The organism is Octadecabacter ascidiaceicola, assembly GCF_900185015.1.
In the GTDB taxonomy this organism is placed as follows: domain Bacteria; phylum Pseudomonadota; class Alphaproteobacteria; order Rhodobacterales; family Rhodobacteraceae; genus Octadecabacter; species Octadecabacter ascidiaceicola.
On record NZ_FXYD01000001.1, the window covers coordinates 555,751 to 573,107 of the forward strand.

General features: G+C 55.2%; 16 protein-coding genes and 1 pseudogene. 11 read left to right on the top strand and 6 right to left on the bottom strand.

Annotation, left to right across the window (positions count from 1 at the left end; genetic code table 11):
* From OCA8868_RS02675 to OCA8868_RS02680, 3 genes and pseudogenes are all read left to right on the top strand, one after another.
* The gene (locus OCA8868_RS02675; protein WP_093994987.1) at positions 1 to 1,404 is read left to right on the top strand and encodes a TRAP transporter large permease; all 1,404 of its coding nucleotides are present in this window, start codon (positions 1 to 3) and stop codon (positions 1,402 to 1,404) included.
* Positions 1,401 to 1,574, top strand: a pseudogene (locus OCA8868_RS16915) (helix-turn-helix domain-containing protein); the annotation flags it as partial. The gene OCA8868_RS02675 and the pseudogene OCA8868_RS16915, both read left to right, overlap by 4 nt.
* A 54-nt stretch (positions 1,575 to 1,628) precedes the next feature.
* Positions 1,629 to 2,174 (top strand): IclR family transcriptional regulator, encoded by a 546-nt coding sequence (locus OCA8868_RS02680; RefSeq protein ID WP_306456104.1) that lies wholly within the window; start codon positions 1,629 to 1,631, stop codon positions 2,172 to 2,174.
* Between the two features lie 537 nt (positions 2,175 to 2,711).
* Here the strand turns inward: OCA8868_RS02680 and OCA8868_RS02685 are convergent.
* The gene (locus tag OCA8868_RS02685; RefSeq protein ID WP_093994989.1) at positions 2,712 to 3,905 is read right to left on the bottom strand and encodes an OmpA family protein; all 1,194 of its coding nucleotides are present in this window, start codon (positions 3,903 to 3,905) and stop codon (positions 2,712 to 2,714) included.
* Between the two features lie 620 nt (positions 3,906 to 4,525).
* Between OCA8868_RS02685 and OCA8868_RS02690 the strand changes: the two genes are divergently transcribed.
* A complete protein-coding gene (locus OCA8868_RS02690; RefSeq protein ID WP_093994990.1) occupies positions 4,526 to 4,852 on the top strand; it encodes a TfoX/Sxy family protein in 327 nt (108 codons plus the stop codon).
* 60 nt (positions 4,853 to 4,912) lie between these two features.
* Positions 4,913 to 5,401 carry a transglycosylase SLT domain-containing protein gene (locus OCA8868_RS02695; protein ID WP_093994991.1) on the top strand — a complete coding sequence of 163 codons (489 nt, stop codon included), beginning with the start codon at positions 4,913 to 4,915 and terminating at the stop codon, positions 5,399 to 5,401.
* Here the strand turns inward: OCA8868_RS02695 and OCA8868_RS02700 are convergent.
* The 3 genes from OCA8868_RS02700 to OCA8868_RS02710 form a co-directional block, all read right to left on the bottom strand.
* The gene (locus OCA8868_RS02700; protein WP_093994992.1) at positions 5,398 to 6,222 is read right to left on the bottom strand and encodes a DMT family transporter; all 825 of its coding nucleotides are present in this window, start codon (positions 6,220 to 6,222) and stop codon (positions 5,398 to 5,400) included. The two genes, OCA8868_RS02695 and OCA8868_RS02700, sit on opposite strands and share 4 nt — an antisense overlap.
* Before the next feature lie 76 nt (positions 6,223 to 6,298).
* A complete protein-coding gene (gene ndk, locus OCA8868_RS02705; protein WP_093994993.1) occupies positions 6,299 to 6,721 on the bottom strand; it encodes a nucleoside-diphosphate kinase in 423 nt (140 codons plus the stop codon).
* A 96-nt stretch (positions 6,722 to 6,817) separates the two neighbouring features.
* The gene (locus OCA8868_RS02710; protein ID WP_179214754.1) at positions 6,818 to 7,687 is read right to left on the bottom strand and encodes a hypothetical protein; all 870 of its coding nucleotides are present in this window, start codon (positions 7,685 to 7,687) and stop codon (positions 6,818 to 6,820) included.
* Positions 7,688 to 7,732: 45 nt separating this feature from the next.
* Here OCA8868_RS02710 and OCA8868_RS02715 point away from each other — a divergent pair, with 45 nt between their 5' ends.
* The 3 genes from OCA8868_RS02715 to OCA8868_RS02725 all read left to right on the top strand — a co-directional run bounded on the left by OCA8868_RS02715 (position 7,733) and on the right by OCA8868_RS02725 (position 10,883).
* The gene (locus OCA8868_RS02715; RefSeq protein WP_093994995.1) at positions 7,733 to 9,589 is read left to right on the top strand and encodes an ABC-F family ATP-binding cassette domain-containing protein; all 1,857 of its coding nucleotides are present in this window, start codon (positions 7,733 to 7,735) and stop codon (positions 9,587 to 9,589) included.
* An 88-nt stretch (positions 9,590 to 9,677) separates the two neighbouring features.
* Complete coding sequence (locus OCA8868_RS02720) at positions 9,678 to 10,304, top strand: MarC family protein (protein WP_093994996.1); 627 nt, start codon at positions 9,678 to 9,680, stop codon at positions 10,302 to 10,304.
* 6 nt (positions 10,305 to 10,310) lie between these two features.
* Complete coding sequence (locus tag OCA8868_RS02725; protein WP_093994997.1) at positions 10,311 to 10,883, top strand: retropepsin-like aspartic protease family protein; 573 nt, start codon at positions 10,311 to 10,313, stop codon at positions 10,881 to 10,883.
* A 50-nt stretch (positions 10,884 to 10,933) separates the two neighbouring features.
* On the opposite strand, the gene OCA8868_RS02730 is transcribed toward OCA8868_RS02725, so the two are convergent.
* Complete coding sequence (locus OCA8868_RS02730) at positions 10,934 to 11,392, bottom strand: DNA polymerase III subunit chi (protein ID WP_093994998.1); 459 nt, start codon at positions 11,390 to 11,392, stop codon at positions 10,934 to 10,936.
* Between the two features lie 6 nt (positions 11,393 to 11,398).
* Positions 11,399 to 12,868, bottom strand: coding sequence for a leucyl aminopeptidase (locus OCA8868_RS02735; RefSeq protein ID WP_093994999.1), 1,470 nt, complete (start codon positions 12,866 to 12,868; stop codon positions 11,399 to 11,401).
* A 145-nt stretch (positions 12,869 to 13,013) separates the two neighbouring features.
* Here OCA8868_RS02735 and lptF point away from each other — a divergent pair, with 145 nt between their 5' ends.
* The 3 genes from lptF to OCA8868_RS02750 are packed head-to-tail and all read left to right on the top strand — an operon-like array spanning position 13,014 to position 17,340.
* The gene (gene lptF, locus OCA8868_RS02740; RefSeq protein ID WP_093995000.1) at positions 13,014 to 14,153 is read left to right on the top strand and encodes an LPS export ABC transporter permease LptF; all 1,140 of its coding nucleotides are present in this window, start codon (positions 13,014 to 13,016) and stop codon (positions 14,151 to 14,153) included.
* Positions 14,150 to 15,244 carry an LPS export ABC transporter permease LptG gene (lptG, locus tag OCA8868_RS02745; protein WP_093995001.1) on the top strand — a complete coding sequence of 365 codons (1,095 nt, stop codon included), beginning with the start codon at positions 14,150 to 14,152 and terminating at the stop codon, positions 15,242 to 15,244. The genes lptF and lptG overlap by 4 nt, the downstream gene beginning before the upstream one ends.
* Positions 15,244 to 17,340: an LPS-assembly protein LptD gene (locus OCA8868_RS02750; protein WP_093995002.1), complete on the top strand. Its 2,097-nt coding sequence runs from the start codon at positions 15,244 to 15,246 to the stop codon at positions 17,338 to 17,340. Before lptG ends, OCA8868_RS02750 begins: the two co-directional genes overlap by 1 nt.
* Positions 17,341 to 17,357 lie beyond the last annotated feature (17 nt).

Consider the following 17,357-nt stretch of genomic DNA (forward strand, 5'->3'; position numbering starts at 1 on the left):
ATGGAACTCGGTACACTTGTAACTCTGATTTCTATTTCGGTGACATTCCTGTTTATGCTCGGCGTGCCGGTTTTTCTGGTTATTGCCTATTGGGTGGTTGGAACGTCGCTGGCGCTGGGGCAGCCGATGGTCAACATCGGAACGGCCCTGTCAGACGTATTTACGGACGGATTTGCATTGCTTGCGATGCCGTTGTTCATTCTTACTGGAGACCTAATCAACCGCGCAGGCATCGCGCGGCGGCTGTCGGATTTCGCCTATGCTTGCCTTGGGTGGCTTCGCGGCGGTTTGGCTATGGCCGCAATTGGCGCGTCGGGCCTGTTTGCGGCGATCTCGGGGTCGAACTCGGCCACCACGGCGACGATTGGCTCCATGTTGCACCCTGAAATGGTCAAAGGCGGGTATGATCCGCGCTTCTCGGCGGCCACAGCGGCGGCTGGTGGTACGGTCGGGATCATCATCCCGCCGTCGATCATCTTTATTGTCTACGGCTTCATTATGAACCTATCGATCAATGATCTGTTCATCGCCGGTATCGTGCCAGGTGCGTTGATGGTTTTCGCGATGATTGTCACAGCCTTCATTGTCTCAACGTTGAACAAATGGGGTGTCCTGATCCGGCTGGACCCAATCCGGGTGCTTAAGACGGCGCTCGGCGGCTGGCTGGGGTTCTTTGCCATCGGTCTGGTTCTATGGGGCATCTACACTGGTAAGTTTTCCCCAACCGAAGCGGCAGGCGTAACTGTGGGATTCTGTGTAATTGTCGGCTTCGTTTGTTTGCCGATCTACCGAAGGATGAACATCGACGAGGAAAAAGAAATCAACACGCGCAGCTGGAGCGAAATGATCGTTGTACGTGGCTTTGGGCCACGGGAACTCCCCTCTATCACGATGCGGTCGGCACAGATCACGGGCATCCTTGCACCGCTGATCGCGATTTCTGTCGTGATGCAGCAGAACCTCTCGTCGCTTGGGGCCAAGGCGTTGCTGGAAGAATTTCTAATTTCAATGGGTGGATACTACCCAGTCCTCTTTACAGCTATGGCCATCGTTTTTGTAGCAGGCATGGTTCTTGAAAGCCTTCCGGTGACGATCATTCTGGCCCCGATCCTTGCGCCAATTGCAGCCAGCGTCGGGGTCGATCCGATCCAGTTCGCGGTCGTATTCCTTGTGGGTGCATCCATTGGATTCATTACGCCACCTTATGGGCTGAACCTCTACGTCGCCTCTGGCGTGACGGGCGTGCCCTATTTCCGACTGCTGCGGTATTCGACGCTTTACCTCATCTCACTGCTCATTGTATGGGTCGCTGTGGCGCTGATCCCGGAATTGTCGAAGACACTTCTGCCGGGTGGCATAGTTTATGAAACGCTTAGCGGATTGTTCCTTGGGGGAGACGGGTGAAAGAAACACCAATTCCAGATACAATACCTAGCAGCCTTCGATTGCTGTTGGTCTTAGAGGAGATTTCCAGCGCTGGAATGCCCATGACGCCGACACAGGCGAATGAGCAGCTGGGTCTCCCGAAGCCCACAATTCACAGGTTATTCGCCACATTAGAGAAAGAGGGCTTTCTGCAAAGGGACATTGACGGTCGCAGTTACTCTTTTGGTGCGCGATCGAGGAAATTGTCGACCGGTGTACTTTCGTCATTGCGCATCCGGACAGCACGTCTGGCCATTCTACGGGAGTTAAGTGCCAAAATCGGAGAGACCTGCAACATCGCCCTGCCCGGTCGAGATGCCATGGTCTACCTTGAGCGCGTTGAAACAGAATGGCCCCTGCGTATCCAATTGCCCATCGGAACAGAGGTGCCGTTTTACTGCACGGCCTCAGGGAAGATGTACCTTTCTACGCTGCCGAAGAAACACCTTTTGCATTATGCGAATTCAGAAAAACTTACGCGGCATACAGAAAACACGATAACGGATCCGGCGGCGCTTGCTGATGAAATCGAAAGTGTTGCGCAACAAGGCTACGCACTTGATCGCCAAGAATTCATGACTGACATGATTGCCCTCGCGGTTCCTATCCTTGAAACAAACGGCGGTCTGGTTTCGACGCTGTCTTTTCACGCGCCGAAATTGCGGTTCAATGTCGAAGATGCCCTAAGCCACCTTCCAGCGCTGCAAGAAGCATCCAGGGCACTAACGGCCCTGATTTCCAACGACTAAAGTCGCGCCGACTTCCCTGATACCTGCGCGGCTCTATGTTGCGACGCGTCAGATAGCTCCGTTGAGCCCACCTTGCTAACAATTTCCAACAATGAGAAAGCCTAGTCTCGCCTATTCGAGTGCCGTTCGGGCCCGCTCACACGTGGCCAGTTCCTGTTCAATCGGCGTTAAATGGCATCACCAACGACAAATTCGAGCTTGCGCGTTTTGTTGCCCCCACCCTCAAGGCCGGACAACATCCCGTTTCATCCAGATATCGGGTCCCCAATTGCATTGGTAAAATTCTTAAGCGGCTGGAGTGGCATCAAAAGCTGCGCCAATGAAAATCTAGGCAGTCTGTCGCGTATAGATCGACTGGAAATTCCCAGCCTAAAGAATAGGTTAGACAGGAAACTGACCAACTTCGCCGCAATGGTCAATTCAAGCCCCTCTCGGTTAACAAACCGATTCCAGACGACGATGAATATCGGCGAAGTGGCGAAATCTACCGAAAACGCCCGACCAAAGGCCGGGCGCGCTCAAGAATTCCAAATTGGCTTACAGCTCTTCGCGGATCACAGCGAAATCGACGCGGCTGTTACTGAACCCATCCAGCGGACGTGAATCAGATGGCGCCGCGAGGATCAGCTGATCTGAAGGAAAACCAGCATTCACCAGTTTCGCCATCAACACAGCGGCACGCAATCGGCCTGTCGCGCTGTCTTCACCGGAAAACGCCGCATCGGAATGTTGTCCGATAAGACGCAAACGCGCCTGTGGGCAATTGGCCGCAATCGTTGCCAGTTCTGATGCAAGCGCGAAATCCGCGTCTTCAACGATCATCCCGCTAGGCGCATATTCAATCGAAGCCCCCTGCACCGCCGCCTCAAGCTGCGCTACACATGCGGCGAGTTGAAACTGTGTACCGGATGTTTCAAAGGACGGCGCGACGTAACTGGCTGGCTGCGCGTTTTCAACGATTGAGAACTCCACGCGGCGGTCGTAAAACGCAGATGGCTGCGGCCCCTCAACCAATGACGGAACTGTGTCGCCTAGGCCAACAGCATCATACAGCTGCGCATCAACACCTGAGGCGGCAACGCGTGCAACGACGGCTTCGGCCCGCTCAAGGCTAAGACGTTGATTAATGACAGGGTCACCGGACGGGTCAGAGTGGCCTTCGACACGGATCGTCACGCCAGGGCATTGGTGCGCCAACAGACCCAAGATACGTGCTTGGCCGAGCCCTTCTTGGGATCCGGTCAAGCCACCGCTTGGGAAATACACACGCGCTTGGGACGCCAAAATGCGCAACTCTTCCACGCACTGATTGTCACGCGCGAGGCTTTCTTGCGCTGCTGCGAAAAAGTCAGCCCCGACAGGGTCCGGTTCAGGGGTAGCGGTCGCTGCTTCTGCTCCCAACGCCACATCGCGCGCCTGTTCCAGCGTATCAATTGAGAACCCTGCGCTGCGTGTCACCTCAACGTCACTGTTTCCATTCAGCAGAACCGCCAATTGCTGTGATACGTTTTCCGGTTCAGCAGGCGTTAACGGGACGGTTTCTTCGACCGGCTGCACAGCCGCAATAGCCGCTTCGGCCGCTTTTACGGTCTCGATTGAGGTTTCTTGGGCGATCTCTTGCCCGTCACCAGCAAACGACAGCTTGATGCGATCCATGAAACCCGACCCGACAGCCAAGATCGCTACGGTCGGCGCAATCCATGGTAAATTCTTGATTAATTTGTTTGTCATCCGTTCCCCCCAGAACAGTCAGTTCGTCTCAAACGATTTGCCTCGGTAACAAGGCAGAACAAATTGCCCATATATAGATGTTTTACTGATATTTAGTAGCAAGACCACCCCCTACATCAACATAAGGTTGCAAAACCTGCCTCAACCCAAATTTCCTCACCAGAATCAATGCCATCACAAATTCGCGTGTCTTTTTCGCCACAAGAATTCACCGCCATATTCGCGCCACATTTGCGCCACCCCTTCGACACGAACCCGCGCTTTGCTCATTTCACGGCCCAAAAAGAGGTCGAAAAATCGGCGGCCCATCCGCCAATCCGAGGCAACAAAACAGCAGACAAAGGAGCGGCCCGATGCCGACTCACACGCCGATACCCGCACCGAGCAACCAGCAGCCCTCCCCCAATGGGACGCAGCGCAGACCTGGCCCCCCCAAGCCTGTCGTCTTCAAAGACTTCGCAAGCATCTAACCCAGACAACCCAAGCTTTCAAAAGACCCCGGCGCCTTTCCTCCCCCTCAGGCGACGGAATTCAGGCCAGATGGTACGCCGCGTTGATGTTCTCCAGCATCCTACCGCGTCCCTCTGGCCCTTTTTTTGCCTGACGCATAAGCTGGTCCAATGGCAGCCATATCAACAATTCGAAACATCGGCCCCGCGTCCGAAGCGATGTATAATGCTGCGGGTATTATGACGGCCGAGGACTTGCGCGAAATTGGAGCGGATGCGGCCTATGCAAAGCTGCTAGAAAACGGAAACCGCCCCCATTTCATCGGGTTTTATGCACTGCACATGGCGCTTCAGGGGCGACCGTGGAATGACTGCAAGGGCGAAGAAAAGAAAGCCCTACGGGTTAAGTTTGACGCGCTAAAGGCTACGCATTTCAACGAAGACAAATCAGAACTGGACGCCTTTATGGACCAGATCGGCCTGATCGATCGGCGGTAACCCGCGCCTCTCCGCAACAGGACCTTTTGCAGTGAACAGTCAGCAGCTAGTCGTTACGCCATGAGACATCTGTTATTGATCCCCCTCCTCGGCGTAACCGCTTGTTCGCAACCGCAGACGGCTCAGACCACTGCGCCAATCGCCGTCAGCGAACCGACCCTCAACCCTGGTGAAACGGCTGAAATGCGCGCATTGGTCGTGAAATACGCTGCAATTCACGACATCCCCGAAGCCTTGCTGCATGCGGTCATTCAACGCGAAAGCGACTACCGTGCCGAGGCACGCAACGGGCCGTATTACGGGCTGATGCAGATTTTGCCAGAAACGGCGGGCCAGATGGGGTTTACGGGTGCTCCGAACGATTTGCTCGATGCCGAAACCAACCTATTGTATGCGGGGCGCTACCTGCGCGGCGCGTGGCTTTTGTCGGATGGGGACATCAACACAGCCGTTCAATGGTACGCCCGTGGCTATTACTACGAAGCCCGCGACCGTTGCATGTTGGTCGAAACCCGCCTGCGTGACCGCGAAGTGCGCCGCGACTGCTAACCTCGCTTGCGCACCGAAACCGCGATCCCGCCGAGCACCACGGCAGAGGCCACAACCACGCTTAATGTGATGCTTTCATTGAGGAATATGGCACCTGCGATGATTGCAATCACCGGAACGCTCAACTGCGCCACGGCACTGGTGGTGGCTGCCACCTGTGGCAATACGCGATACCAAAGCGCATAGCCCAAGCCGGACATCACCGCACCGCTGACCAGCGCACAGACCAATCCACCCAACGACCAACCGCTGCCGATCAGGATCAGAACCAACGCCACCGGTGCACAAATCACAAAGCTGAGCGCCATGTCACCCAGCGGGTCTTTGCTGCCACGCCCGCGCATAGAAAACACGCCCCAGCCAAAGCCCGACACCACCATGAACACCACGCCAACCGCGTCCAAGGTCATGCTCTCCGTCGGCCACAACAACCAGCCAAGCCCTGCCATCGCGACGGCCATGCCCCCCCATTGGCGTAGACTTGGTTGGGTTCCAGACAAATAAGACCCGCCAAACATGGTGATCTGCACGACCCCGAACAGGATCAACGCACCCACGCCAGACGGCAGCGTCAGATAGGCAATCGAAAACGGGACCAAATACAGCAACAACATGCACGCCGTAATGCCGCGCGATGCGTCAACGCGCCCCCAGCCACCACGCAACGACACCAACAGTGCTAACATCCCAGCCCCGCTTGCCAACCGCACCCCCGCAAACAGCAACGGTTCCATCCCATAGGTAAACACCCCTGCCCGCGCCAGCACCGAATTGGCCGCAAAGGCGCACATGGTCACAGCGATCAGGGCAAACAGGTGCATACAGGTATCCTTAAATGAAAGAAAAAGGCCCCGCCGGATCGCTCCGACGGGGCCCTAAGATCAAATGCTAGGTGGCTTAGCCGACCAGCTCAAGACCGGAGAAGAAGAAGGCGATTTCTTCTGCTGCTGTTTCAGGAGCATCTGACCCGTGTACGGAGTTTTCACCGATGGACAGTGCGAATTCCTTACGGATTGTGCCGTCAGCGGCGTCTGCTGGGTTCGTTGCGCCCATAACTTCGCGGTTTTTCGCGATTGCGTCTTCGCCTTCCAGAACCTGAACAACGATCGGTTCGGAGATCATGAATTCGCAAAGTTCGCCAAAGAACGGACGCTCGGAGTGTACGCCGTAGAATGTCTGCGCCTGTGCAAGGGACAACTGAATACGCTTGGACGCGACAATGCGCAGGCCAGCTTCTTCGAACTTGGCAGCGATCGCGCCTGTCAGGTTACGCTTTGTTGCGTCTGGTTTGATGATGGAGAATGTACGCTGGATAGCCATTTTGATGCTCTTTCATGTTTGAGAGTTTCGAGAGCGTGTCGCCCTCACATTAATTCTGCGGCGCAGGTAACACGGGGTTCACGGTTTGAAAAGCCATCACACAAGTTGCGCTTGTATTGCTCGCCCTGCGGGGGTCAAGACAGCCTCTGTTCGCCGCATATAATGCCCACTGCCGAAAATCTCAAACAAAGGCTCACCAACATCCGGATGGGCCATTTTCTTCAGTTCTTCAAACAAAACCGCATCGCCGACGACATCGCCGTGATCCATCGCGCATCCCATGGCGTGCCCAACGAAATATGCAGCTTTCTTCCGTTCCGTAGGCGCAACTTCCAACAGGTATCGCTGAATATTGGTCAGGCCAGATTCGGGATTAGGCCAACGTCGTTTCAAAATGCCCAACATCTTCGCCTCCAGAGCACCAAGAGCAGGAACTGGTGGGGCGTCACGCCCTTGGGTGAAGGCACACATGACCGCCCAAACCGTTTTCAAACGGTCCACCTCTTCGACATCAACGGATTGGACCCTACCAGCTGATCTGAGCTCCTCCTCATTCAAGACACCCAGACCGTGACCATTTTCTGAGTGAAAATGACGCAAAAAGACTTGAGAAGGATCGACGCCATTGTCTGCAAGATACAGGATGGCGAAAATCGAAAACGTGGTATCCTGCACATCGGAACCCACCCAAATCTCAAACCGATCCACGCCCCGAATCCGCTGTGTCATCGGCGGCAAGATCGCATCCCAGATCGAAAACTCAGGCTTGGGCCCAAACCATGAAAGATCCATTGGTATAGTCTGCCAATAGGCTCTGCGCGTATCAGTGAACCTGTCGAAATCCGAAATCTCACATAATGGACCGGTAACAAAGCTGTCGACACAACAGACAATCTCGAAAGACGGCTTAACTCGTCTGACCATACCGCCGGCTGATCGCCCTGAAACCAAAATCATCTGTTTCATTCCCTAGAATTGACACGCCCCATCCCCTCTGGCAAGCGCACTCACATGTTACGCATCAAAGAAATCACATACTCCGTTGCCGGCCGCACGCTGCTGGAAAACACATCCGTCACCATTCCGACAGGCCATAAGGTTGGCCTTGTGGGGCGCAACGGCACGGGTAAGACCACGCTGTTCAAGATCATTCGCGGTGAGATGGTCTTGGATACAGGTGAAATCGACATTCCAAAGGGCTGGAAAATCGGTGGCGTAAGCCAAGAAGTTCCGGGCAACGAAGTGTCATTGATCAACACCGTGCTTGCCGCCGACGTTGAACGCGTGGACCTGCTGGCCGAAGCCGAAACCGCCACTGACCCGAACCGCATCGCAGAAATCCAGAACCGTCTTACCGATATCGACGCATGGTCCGCCGAAGCGCGTGCATCTTCCATCCTGAAAGGTCTGGGCTTTACCGCATCTGAGCAACTGCAACCTTGCTCTGCCTTCTCTGGTGGGTGGCGCATGCGGGTAGCACTGGCTGCGGTTCTGTTTTCTGAACCTGACCTTCTGTTGCTGGATGAACCGACCAACTATCTCGACCTCGAAGGCGCGCTTTGGCTTGAAGCCTATCTGGTTAAATACCCGCACACCGTGCTGATCGTGTCCCACGACCGCGAGCTACTGAACCGCTCCGTTGGCGGCATCCTGCACCTCGAAGACAAGGGGCTGATCTACTACACTGGCAATTACGACATGTTCGTCAAACAACGTGCGGAGAAACGCGCGCTCCTGACAGCCGCGGCCAAAAAACAAGACGCCAAACGCGCCCATCTGCAGGCCTTCGTGGATCGTTTCAAAGCGAAAGCGTCAAAAGCCAAACAAGCGCAATCCCGTGTCAAAGCCCTTGAAAAGATGGAAACAATCCGCGCACCGGAAGACGCCGCGCGCACAGTTTTCACTTTCCCTAAACCCGAAGAACTCTCCCCGCCCATCATCGCGACCGAGGGCGCCTCTGTGGGGTATGGCGACACAATCGTACTGGACAAACTCGACCTGCGCATCGACCAGGACGACCGTATCGCGCTGCTGGGGCGCAACGGCGAAGGTAAATCCACACTGTCCAAATTGCTGTCAGGGCGGCTTGAAAAGATGGGCGGAAAATTCGCGTCTTCAAGCAAGCTGCGCATCGGATTCTTTGCTCAACATCAAGTGGATGAACTGCGCATCGAAGAAACCCCACTGGACCACCTGTTCCGCGAACGCGGCAAAGAAGGTGGCGCAAAACTGCGCGCCCGCCTTGCTGGATTTGGCCTTGGCGCAGATCAGGCCGACACCGAAGTCGGCCGCCTGTCCGGTGGCCAAAAGGCCCGTTTGTCGTTGCTATTGGCGACACTTGACGCCCCGCACCTGCTGATCCTCGATGAGCCGACCAACCACCTCGATATCGAATCGCGCGAAGCCCTCGTCGAAGCCCTTACCGCCTATACGGGCGCTGTGATCCTCGTCAGCCACGACATGCACCTTCTCTCCATGGTCGCTGATCGGCTCTGGCTGGTCAAAGACGGCCGCGTCGCTACCTTTGACGACGACCTGCAAGCCTACCGGAAAATGCTGCTGACACCGGACACCCGCAAGGCCGACAAAGAAAAGCCCAAGAAACCGGCCAAGCCCAAAGCGTCCCGCGACCAACTGCTGGCAATGAAGGCCGAAGTGCGCAAGTGCGAAGAACGTGTCAACAAAATCAATGACATGGCCGACAAACTGTCTAAGAAACTCGCCGACCCCGTGCTCTACGAAGACACCCGCAAAGGCGAGCTTGAGACATGGAACCGTAAATATGCCGAAGTCCGCGAAGCGCTGAAAAAAGCCGAAAGCCTCTGGATGATGGCGCTGGAAAAACTCGACACCGCTGAGAAGGCTTAACCTTTCTTAACCCTGCCTTTGTTTCAAAATATCCCCCGCGGAGCGTCCCCCCTTGCGCCGGACGCTTCGCCCGTAAAGGATCATCCACATGGATCCCAATTTCCTCATCACCGCCTTCGTCGCGCTCTTTGTGGTCATCGACCCCATCGGCCTCGCGCCATTGTTCGTCGCCCTTACCGCCGGTATGTCGCAACGAAAACGTCGCACCATTGCGATCCGAGCTTGCCTTGTTTCAATCGGAATTCTCCTTTTGTTTGCGCTGTTCGGCACTGGTATTCTGGAATTTGCAGGCATCTCAATGCCCGCATTCCGCATTGCGGGTGGCATTCTGCTGTTCCTAACCGCACTCGACATGTTGTTTGAACGCCGCCAGAAGCGTCGCGAAGATCAGGCTGAAGAAGAGGAAGATCATCATGACGATGACCCCTCCGTATTCCCGCTCGCGATCCCCTTAATCGCAGGTCCTGGGGCCATCGCGACCATCATCCTGTTTGTCGGCCAAACAAGCGGCACTGTTGGGTTCTTTGCAGTTATGGGCGTCCTTCTCGCGGTCCTTGCGATCGTGTTTGTGCTGTTCCTCGGCTCCACGGCCATCGAACGCATGCTTGGTAAGACGGGAATTACCGTCGTGACACGCTTGTTAGGCATGCTGCTGGCTGCGCTCTCAGTACAGTTCGTCCTCGACGGATTGCGCTCCTTCGGATTGGGAAGTTAAGCGCATATGTTTGGGCTGGACGCAGGACAACTTATTGCTCTAGCCTTTCTTACCGTGCTCGGCCTATCCTTTCTTGGCTCAATCCTAGGCAACAGCACCCAACTTCGTAACGCTTTGATCTGGATCGCGATATTCGGGGGCATGTTCATGTTTTCGGGTGAATGGGAAACAGTCTCAAGCAACTTCGTGCAACGCGAACCGACCTTCATCGACAGCCGCATTGAGGTTCCCAAAGGTGCTGACAATCACTTCAGACTGACGCTACGGATCAACGATGTTCCTATTGATTTTCTAGTCGACACGGGCGCAAGCCAAGTGGTGCTAACCCAAGAGGATGCCGAACGCGTGGGGCTAGACCCAGACAACCTCGCCTACATCGGTACAGCATTTACTGCCAACGGCGAGGTCGCAACGGCTCCAGTTCGTTTGGACACCGTTGATCTGGGCGACATGCGCGACACGCGCGTGCGTGCCAGCGTGAATTCCGGTGCTATGGAAAGTTCGCTGCTGGGCATGTCTTACCTGAGCCGGTTTGAGACCATCGAAATCCGCCGCGATATCCTAATCCTGAACCGCTAGCGCCCAAAGTCTTTCAAAGACTTTGTCCCAAATCCTTTAAAAGGATTTGGCTACTTTTCAGCCTTCTTTTCCCAACGACCAGAATCCTGCGACCAATATTGCGCAGAGCAGCCCGCGTCCGTAAGGGTTTTCCATTGGGTCCGCGCCTTGGCCAAGGCGTCACCATCATGGCCGTCAAACAACACGCAAACACGTTCCGCCGCGTCCACCTCGCCCGCGCTGATGTCAGCACCATGCACAGACATCAAACAGGTTGGCGTATTGGCCGCACCTTCACCGGTTGTTAGCAAGATTGGCTGATCTACATCGTGATCCCCCCCTGCCAATCCATGGGCCAAAAACGCCTCTGGCGGACCACCCCAGAGCGCTTGGTCGAGGCGTTCCATCGCACCGCGATCAACGCCGCGCACTTCCACCACCCATCCCGCAGCGCGGGACTTCTCAAGCAACATCGGCAGCGTTTGCTCCAAGGATGCACTTGTCAGATGGTAGAAATACGCAGCGCCCACTTACTTTCACTCCGCTTCGTAAGCGTTTGCGATAAATCGGTTAATTGCCATCACACCCCAGCCTGTCGCCCCAGCGGGCGCCAGTGCCGTTTCCGCCTTCACCGAGGCAACGCCAGCAATGTCCAGATGGATCCACGGCATGTCTTCCTTGACGAAACGACGGATAAATTGCGCTGCGGTGATGGACCCACCATCGCGCCCGCCCACGTTCTTCATATCCGCAATCCGCGACTTAAGCTTGGCGTCATAAGCTGCTGACATTGGCAAACGCCATGCGCCCTCGCCCTCGGCATAGGCGGCCTTCATGAACCCTTTGGTGAAGTCGTCATGGTTGGAAAACACACCTGCGTTTTCATGGCCCAGCGCAATAATGACCGCCCCCGTCAACGTGGCAAGGTTGATAACCCCCGTCGGTTCAAACCGTTCCTGTGCGTACCAAATCACATCGGCCAGAACCAAACGGCCTTCGGCATCAGTGTTGATAACCTCGATTGTGTCGCCCTTCATGGATTTCACAACATCACCCGGGCGCGTTGCGCGATCGGATGGCATATTTTCAACCAACCCGACAAGCCCGACAACATTGGCCTTGGCTTTACGCAGGGCAAGCGTCTTCATCACGCCGGACACAACCCCAGCGCCGCCCATATCCATGGTCATATCTTCCATGCCCGCCGCTGGTTTCAGGGAAATACCGCCCGTATCAAACACAACGCCCTTCCCGACCAATGCGATCGGTGCTTCATCGCCGCCACCATTCCATTGCATCACAACAACTTTGGATGGGCTGGCAGAGCCATGCCCAACACTCAGCAACGACCCCATGCCAAGCTTTTCAAGCTCATCCTCTTCCAGAACCTCAACCTTCATGCCGAGGTTCTCAAGCTCTACCAGGCGGTCGGCGAATTCGGTCGTTGTCAGCACGTTGGCGGGCTCGTTCGTCAAATCACGCGTGAAAACAACACCTTCCGCCACGGCCATTTCAGCATCTGCCGCCGCTTGGATATTGGCAGGCGCGTTGACCATCAGTTCAATGTTGCCCAGCGCGTCTTGATCAGCGGTTTTGTGCGGCGTGAATGTGTAGCCACGCAGCGCACAGCCCAGCGCGACCTGTTCCATCCGTCCGATGTTGCCCCCCATGATCAGCACATCACTGTCGCCGCGCGCCTTGGCGATGGACGCACCTGCCTTGCGCGCTTCCTCAACGGATGGACGACGCGGGAGCTTCACAACGATCACTTTTGTCGCTGCCAGACCGATCGGGTAAGACATAACAACTGCCTCACCCACCTTAGCCTTGGCAAACTGCGGGTTATCTACGGCCCGCATGATCCCCTTTTTCGTCAACCCGTTCACCTTACGCGCACTTTGATCAAGCGCGTTGTCAGGCGTCACGAACACGGCAATCGCACCTTCACGGGTGGCCAATTCGGTTAGGTTTGTTTCGGAAATGTGCAGCTTGGGAAGGTCAGTCATGGAACACCTGTAAGGTTGTGAATTTCTGCTTTAGGCAATTGGTAGCTTGCGCCTCTCCCAAAGACCAGACAGCACTTGGGTCCGCCGGTCAAATGGGGTAGCAAGTTGCCACTGTTCGTATGTCTATTATAGGGGGGCACAAGCTGTGGGGAGATTTGACCGCTATATGCTGTTGCAGCTCCTTACGTTGTTTGGGTTCTTTTCCCTCATCCTTGTGATGATTTACTGGATCAACCGCGCAGTCAGCCTTTTTGATCGTTTAATCGCTGATGGCCAGTCTGCATGGGTGTTTTTGGAACTCACCTCCCTATCTCTCCCCGGCATTATACGCATTGTCTTGCCGCTTTCTGCATTTGTCGCAGCCGTTTACGTCACTAACCGTATGTCTTCGGAATCAGAGCTTACGGTCGTACAGGCGACCGGCTACTCCCCTTTCCGCCTCGCGCGGCCGGTTGTGTACTTCGGACTGATCGTCGGCGCGTTGATGTCTATCCTCACCCATGTGCTTGTGCCGTTGTCTACTGAACGCTTGATTCTGCGTCAGGCGGAGATTTCGCAAAACATGACAGCGCGTCTCCTTACCCCCGGTGAATTCTTAACACCCACCTCAAATGTAACGTTCTACATTGGAGAGGTTTCTCCGAATGGTGAAATGCTAGATATTTTTATTTCGGAAGCCTCATCACCGACACAACGTTCCACATACACCGCTACACGCGCTTATCTTGTTCGCACGGACAATGGGCCGCAATTAGTCATGGTAAATGGCCTTACGCAAACTTTGGATCTGGAGACCAATCGCTTACTAACAACTGAATTCGAAGACTTTGCCTATGATGTTGGCGGGCTGATTGGCGAAATTTCAACGCGATCAACCTCCGTAAATGGCTTATCTACGTGGGCTCTGTTCAATCCGACACCCGAAATCATCGCGGCGACCAACAGGTCGGCATATAGCCTACAACTCATGGGACACGATCGGGTTGCGCAAGCCGCATTAGGATTGGTTGCAGGCCTCCTTGGGTTTTCGGCGCTCGTGGTTGGTGGCTTCAGTCGCTTTGGGCTTTGGCGCTACATTGCTTTGGCTGTTGGGCTCGTTATCCTGTTAAAGGCACTAGAAAGCACCGGTTCCGGCATTGCCCGCGGGAATGAGGCACTTTGGCCTTTTATGTACCTCGCGGGAATTAGCGGTGCGGCCATATCAATGGGCCTACTCTACATCGCTGCACGCCCCTATTTCTTTAAACGCCGCCCGAAAGCTGTGGCAAATGGGGTCACAACATGATCCTGCACCGTTATTTTGCCCGACGCTTTGCTTGGAGCTTCGCAGCCACATTCGGCTCGTTCTTCCTATTGATGGTATTGATAGATCTCGTCGAACAACTCCGTCGTTTCGGTGAGACCGCGGGCTTCTGGGACTTACTTCAGTTGAGCCTGCTCAATCTTCCTAGCGGCATCTACGGAATTCTGCCGCTGATCACCGCGTTGGCAACTCTCGCTATGTTCCTCGGGTTGTCACGGTCCTCTGAATTGATCGTGACCCGCGCTGCCGGCCGATCCGCCCTGCGTGCTCTCCTTGCACCGTTGTTTGTAACGCTCGTTATCGGAGCAATCGCGATTGGGATGTTTAACCCCCTTGTCGCGGCGACCTCCAAGGAATTCGAAGTTCGTGAATCCGCCCTTCGTTCTGGTGAGTCCTCTGTCTTATCCATTTCCGAGAACGGGCTTTGGTTGCGCCAAGGGAACGAAGCCACCCAGACTGTGATCCGCGCTGCAGGAACAAATCTAGACGGCACAGAACTTCAGTATGTGACGTTTATTACTTTTTCTCCAGAAACTGGCCCAACACGTCGGATTGAAGCGGCGTCGGCCGTGTTGTCGACGGGTGCGTGGGAATTGACGGACGCGAAGGTTTGGCCATTGGGCGATAACCGTGTTTCGGAACAATGGGCAACGACACATACAGAATTACGTATCCCGTCCACCCTTACTGCTGATGAAATCCGCGATAGCTTTGGCGTCCCCTCTTCGATCCCGATCTGGGACCTTCCCGCTTTCATCTTACGTCTAGAAGTCGCGGGTTTTTCTGCGACCCGCCATCAGGTTTGGTTGCAGATGGAACTCGCACTGCCATTGTTTTTGATTTCGATGGTTTTGATCGGTGCGTGTTTCACGATGCGCCACCAACGCGGTGGACGCACGGGTGTCATGGTCCTTGCGGCGATCCTAATCTGTTTCGCGCTTTTCTTCTTGCGCAATTTCGCGCAAATCTTGGGGGACAACGGGCAGATTCCCGCAGTGCTCGCGGCATGGGCTCCTCCAATCGCGGCCATCGCAGCGTCCCTTGGCTTTTTATTACACCTTGAGGACGGCTAATGCGCTTCCTACTCACCTTGCTCCTTTCGTTTTTGCCAGTGCTGGCGTCCGCCCAGGGTGCAGCGACGCTTGTTGCCGACAGCGTTTACGTTCCAGCAGGTGGCCAGCAGCTTATCGCGCAAGGGAACGTTGAGGTTTTCTTTGATGGAACCCGACTGTCCGCGCAACGCATCACGTTTAATCAAGCCACGGACAGTTTGACCATCGAAGGGCCGCTGTTTGTCACGGGCGCGGACGGTATGATCTTTACCGCTGACAGCGCGTCGCTCGACCCCCAACTTAAAAATGGCATCCTGCGCGGCGCACGACTGGTTCTGAACGAACAATTACAGATGGCTGCGTCGCAAATTGATCGTGTCGAAGGGCGCTACACCCAGCTGTATCAAGTCGCGGCAACGTCTTGCCAAATTTGTGAAACCGGTGAGACCCCGCTCTGGGAAATCCGCGCCCGCCGCGTAATCCACGACCAAGACGAACGCCAGCTTTACTTTGACGATGCAACATTCCGTGTCGCTGGCGTGCCTATTCTCTGGCTACCACGTATGCGCCTGCCCGACCCGACCCTTGCACGCGCCACCGGCTTGCTTACGCCCACGATTTCGTCGTCCAACAGTTTGGGAACGGGACTTAAATTGCCGTATTTCATACGCCTTGATGACCATCGCGATCTTACCCTGACCCCTTACTTGTCTTCCTCGACTACCACACTAGAGGCTGCGTATCGGCACGCATTCCTGCACGGAGACATCACTATTGATGCTGCCATAACAAACGATGACATCACGGACGAACCGCGTGCATATGTTTTTGCAAACGGTGTGTTTGACCTTGGCCAAGAAATCAAACTCAGTTTCGATATCGAATACACATCTGATGATGTCTATCTACTACAATACGGCTATTCGAGCAAAGACCGCCTTGATAGTGAAATCGCTCTTGAGCGCGTACGGGATCGCGATCTGACCCAAGCCTCGTTTACCTATTACAGCTCTTTGCGCTCTGGCGAGAATTCAGCAACGCTGCCCCCGCTTCTCGCTGACATCAGTTGGGAGCGCCGCCTTACACCGGACTGGGGCGGCACGCTGAGTTTTACCTCAGACATACAAAGCCATTTTCGCGAAACAGGGGCAGACGTTGCAGGCCGCGATGTTGCACGCATCAGCTTTGGAACGGCGTGGCGCAATGATCATGTCACGCAATACGGCCTCGTGGTGGACGGAACTGTCGGGTTTGATTTTGATTACTACGACGTGAGCGATGACAGCCTCGTTGATGACACGCTGCGCAGCACTATTTATGCGCAAACCACCCTGCGCTATCCGCTTATCCGCCAAACCGCCCGCGCAACCCATGTCTTAGAACCAATGGTGCAGCTCGCGTGGTCTGATGTGCAGGGTGATACAGTCACGAACGAAGACAGCACCGCGACAGAGTTCGACCAGGCCAATCTTCTCGCCTTGTCCCGCTTTGCTGGCGAAGACGCCGTTGAAACCGGCTTGCGGGGGGCTGTGGGCCTATCCTGGTCGCGCGTTGGCACCAGCGGATGGAACAGCACGATGACGGTTGGTCGGGTGTTTCGTGAAACACCTGATCTGAACTTCTCCCAGACGTCGGGCCTGCGCGGTACGTCGTCTGATTGGCTTATTGCTGCGCAGTTGCACACACCTGCTGGTTTTTCCATTGATAGCCGCATGTTAGTGGATGACGAGTTGGACATCACACGCTCAGAAACGCTTGCAAGCTGGTCTGGCGGCAAACTCGACCTGACCGCCGGATACATCTTCCTGCCTTCAGATTTGGATGAATCCCGCAGTGTTGACGTTTCGGAATGGGCTTTCGACACGACCTACCGTTTCAACGACACATGGTCGATGGGCCTAGATACCCGATATGATGTGGCCTCCACGTCCCCAACCAAATCCGGTCTGGAAATCGGTTGGCAAAACGAATGCGTTACGGTTGATTTTTCGGTGTCGCGCCGCTTCACATCTTCCACTACACTCACGCCAAGCACGAATTTTGGGCTTTCTATCGGGTTGAACGGCTTTAGCGCCGGACGCGCGACGGGTCTTCCATCACGCCAATGTTCAAACTGACGATCAAGACAAAAGAA

Excerpts from the sequence above, each read along its gene's own strand:
- OCA8868_RS02700 (WP_093994992.1), bottom strand. The coding sequence starts at position 6,222 with ATGCACCTGTTTGCCCTGATCGCTGTGACCATGTGCGCCTTTGCGGCC.
- OCA8868_RS02715 (WP_093994995.1), top strand. The coding sequence starts at position 7,733 with ATGTTACGCATCAAAGAAATCACATACTCCGTTGCCGGCCGCACGCTG.
- OCA8868_RS02725 (WP_093994997.1), top strand. The coding sequence starts at position 10,311 with ATGTTTGGGCTGGACGCAGGACAACTTATTGCTCTAGCCTTTCTTACC.
- OCA8868_RS02750 (WP_093995002.1), top strand. The coding sequence starts at position 15,244 with ATGCGCTTCCTACTCACCTTGCTCCTTTCGTTTTTGCCAGTGCTGGCG.
- ndk (WP_093994993.1), bottom strand. The coding sequence starts at position 6,721 with ATGGCTATCCAGCGTACATTCTCCATCATCAAACCAGACGCAACAAAG.
- OCA8868_RS02685 (WP_093994989.1), bottom strand. The coding sequence starts at position 3,905 with ATGACAAACAAATTAATCAAGAATTTACCATGGATTGCGCCGACCGTA.
- OCA8868_RS02735 (WP_093994999.1), bottom strand. The coding sequence starts at position 12,868 with ATGACTGACCTTCCCAAGCTGCACATTTCCGAAACAAACCTAACCGAA.
- OCA8868_RS02720 (WP_093994996.1), top strand. The coding sequence starts at position 9,678 with ATGGATCCCAATTTCCTCATCACCGCCTTCGTCGCGCTCTTTGTGGTC.
- OCA8868_RS02695 (WP_093994991.1), top strand. The coding sequence starts at position 4,913 with ATGAGACATCTGTTATTGATCCCCCTCCTCGGCGTAACCGCTTGTTCG.
- OCA8868_RS02690 (WP_093994990.1), top strand. The coding sequence starts at position 4,526 with ATGGCAGCCATATCAACAATTCGAAACATCGGCCCCGCGTCCGAAGCG.
- OCA8868_RS02710 (WP_179214754.1), bottom strand. The coding sequence starts at position 7,687 with ATGAAACAGATGATTTTGGTTTCAGGGCGATCAGCCGGCGGTATGGTC.
- OCA8868_RS02675 (WP_093994987.1), top strand. The coding sequence starts at position 1 with ATGGAACTCGGTACACTTGTAACTCTGATTTCTATTTCGGTGACATTC.
- lptG (WP_093995001.1), top strand. The coding sequence starts at position 14,150 with ATGATCCTGCACCGTTATTTTGCCCGACGCTTTGCTTGGAGCTTCGCA.